1 protein-coding gene and 1 pseudogene are annotated in these 3176 nt (G+C 63.5%); one reads left to right on the top strand and one right to left on the bottom strand.

Annotated elements, in window-relative coordinates; translation table 11 throughout:
• A pseudogene (locus EN949_RS34180) lies at positions 1–1541 on the bottom strand (autotransporter outer membrane beta-barrel domain-containing protein); the annotation flags it as partial.
• A gap of 224 nt (positions 1542–1765) precedes the next feature.
• Here EN949_RS34180 and EN949_RS34185 point away from each other — a divergent pair.
• Positions 1766–3088: a tetratricopeptide repeat protein gene (locus EN949_RS34185; protein WP_127366887.1), complete on the top strand. Its 1323-nt coding sequence runs from the start codon at positions 1766–1768 to the stop codon at positions 3086–3088.
• Positions 3089–3176 lie beyond the last annotated feature (88 nt).

Here is a 3176-nt window from a genome sequence, read left to right on the forward strand (position 1 = left end):
GGCGTGTTCAGCGTCGAGCGCAGGTACCAGTTCTCCTCGCTGCCGGCGCTGACGCCGCCCTTGAACAGATAATATTCAAAGGCCCCGGCGGCGACCGGGGCGTCGAGCGCGAATGTCGTGGCGCCCGAGGTGGCGCCGTTGATTGCCTGGATGACCATGATGCCGTCCTGCGTGGTCGCAGCCCCCGCGCCGCCGAGATTGACCACGGAGATGCCGGTCGAACCGGAAGCCGTTCCGCTCGACAGGACCAACTTGTCGGATGCGGAGGAATCGTCACCGAGCTCGGTCTGGATAAGCAGCAGGCCACCCAGGCCGACATAATTGCCCGAAATCGTCAGGCTGTCGGTGGCGCCGGTGCTGCCATTGGTCAGGTCGATGCGCCCGGCATTGGTGACCTGCGCCAGCTGGCCTGCCGTAAACGCCTGGATCGCCGCATTGAAGCCGCCGCCGTAGAGCGTGCTTGCGGCATCGACACTGAGCGAACCCGTGCCGGTGCCGCTGTCGCCGAGCACCAGATTGCTGTCCATCGTCAGCTGGGTGTCATTGGTGGCGTCGATGCTTTCCCAGTTCTGGAGCCGGCTGACGCCATCCAGTTTGACGTTGTCCAGGGTCAGCGCATCGGTGCCGGCACCACCTGATATGGCATCCGTGGCACCGAGATTGGCGTTGGTGAGGTTGCTGAGCCTGGCGGTGTCGTTATCGCCGCCGAGATCGACGGAACCATAGACGATGCCGCCACCGTTCCAGACGAAATTGTCGGCGCCAAAGCTCATCAGTATATCGCCACCGACCGTGCCGCCGGTGACCGTGACGCTGTCATTGCCGCCGCTGACGCTGATGTTGCCGCCGATGGTGCCGCCCGACAGGATGATCGTGTCCTTGTCGAAGCCAGTGACGAGGTTGCGGTCGATGGTGCCGCCTGACATGTTGAAATAGTTCTGATCGAGCTTCATGTTGACCCGGCCGATGCGGCCACCGGTCATCACGGCGTGGTCGCCATCGTCGAAGAAATCGACGATGCGTCCGCCGGTCATGGTGAAGGTGTCGAGGCCGTCGCCCTGGTTGAGCGAGCCGATCTGGCCGCCGCTCATGTTGAAGTCGTCGATGCCGGCGCCCTGCTGGACATTGCCGGTGACGGTGCCCGCGCCAATTTTGAAGAAATCCGTGCCGCCACCCTGATCGACGGTGCCGGTTATGGTGCCTGACTGCATGTCGATGCGGTCCGTGCCGACGCCAAAGGTCACATTGCCTGATATCTGCCCGGTGCCGCCGGCGGGAAAATTCAGCGTGTTGTCGCCGTCGAGATCGGTGAGGCTGCCGCCTGAGTCGCCGCTGTCACAGGTGTAGACGGTGTTTCCGGCGGATGGAGCCAGCACGCATGCGGCAAACGCGGCGGAGTTGGGCAGCAACGCAAAAGCTGTAGTTGAGAGGATGCTAATAAGCCACGGATGTAACGGATGCGGCTTTCGCCATTGCGAAGCAATTGTCACCTGCGCATCCGCCGAACGACTGTTCGGAAGCGAGTTCTTCACATGCCGCATCGCGTCCCCTCTCGATTCGCGATTTCCAGCCCCCGCCAGCCGCCGCAATGAAGACACAATTCATTCAATTTTACAAAGCCTAATCTGCCCCGCATGGTTGCTAAACTGCAAAGACTACTGAAAGGTCTGGCGTAGCGCACGGTTGGCGCGTCCGTGGCCTATGCTTTAGGATCGGTTTGGGCCGAAGGATCAAGGGCCTGTCACGGGTCGATAAAGGACATCGCATGGCAATCAGGGACGCATTCGGCCTGGCACTTTCGGGCGCGACGGAGGCGGGATTCACGCCTTACAGCCAGGCAGTGCGTGAACTGCAGTGCTTCATCGGCGATCCCGTAGCTTCCGTCGACCGCGCCATCGCGGAAGATCCCGGCTTCGTCATGGCCCATGTCTTCAAGGGATATCTGTTCGGCCTCGCCACCGAGCGGGAGGCGACGGCCGTGGCCAAGGCTTGCCATGATGCCTCGCTGCCGCTTGCCGCGACCACGCGCGAGCGGGCGCATGTCTCGGCCCTTGGCCATCTCGCCAGCGGGCGCTGGCATGAGGCCAGCCGCGTTCTCGAGGACATCACCATCGAGACCCCGCGCGACGGGCTGGCGCTGCAGGTCGGCCACCAGATCGATTTCTTCACCGGCAATGCCCGCATGCTGCGCGACCGCATGGCTCGTGCCCTGCCTTCGTGGCAAAGTGGCATGCCCGGCTACCACGCCATGCTCGGCATGCAGGCTTTCGGGCTGGAGGAAATGGGTGACTATGTCAGGGCCGAGCAGCTTGGCCGCGAGGCAGTCGACATCGAGCCGCGCGACGGCTGGGCGCAGCACGCCGTCGCCCATGTCATGGAGATGCAAAGCCGGCAAAGGGATGGCATTGCCTGGATGCGCGCCAATCCGGAAGCGTGGACACGGGAGAGCTTCCTGCAGGTCCACAATTGGTGGCACCTGGCGCTGTTCCACTATGATCTCGGCGAGACCGACGCGGTGCTGGCCCTCTATGACGGCCCTATCTACAGCGTGCAATCGACGATGGCGCTCAACATGGTCGATGCCTCGGCAATCCTGTGGCGGCTCCACCTCGGCGGCGTCGATGTCGGCGACCGCTGGGCGGCGCTCGCCGCCAACTGGGGCAAGGCGGGAGCGGGCCTTTATGCCTTCAACGACGCCCACGCGATGATGGCCTTCGTGGGTGCCGGGTTAGATGCGCCGGCCCTCGCCTTGCTCGAGGCTCAGCGCGAGGCCATGCGTGGCAGCGACGACAATGCGGCTTTCACGCGGGATGTCGGCCATCCGCTGACGCTCGCCATCAAGGCATTCGGTGAGGGCAGCTACGCCGAGACCGCGCGCCTGATCCGGCCGATCCGGGCGATCGCACATCGTTTCGGTGGCAGCCACGCCCAGCGTGACGTCATCGACCTGACGCTGATCGAGGCGGCCTTGCGCGCCGGTGAGGGTGCGCTGGCCAAGGCGCTCACGGCGGAGCGTTCGATGGCGCGGCCCGACAGTCCGCTGTCAGCGCTGTTTGTGCGACGCGCCGCCGATTTGTCGGAGAATTGACCCGAAGCGGATCTTGTTTTAAAAACTGGCCAAGCCAGATTTTTTCGAGACCCGAAAAAACTAACTGGCGTGGGAGGAAGACATGTAT

This window comes from Mesorhizobium sp. M7A.F.Ca.US.007.01.2.1 (assembly GCF_003998165.1).
Lineage (GTDB): Bacteria > Pseudomonadota > Alphaproteobacteria > Rhizobiales > Rhizobiaceae > Mesorhizobium > Mesorhizobium ciceri.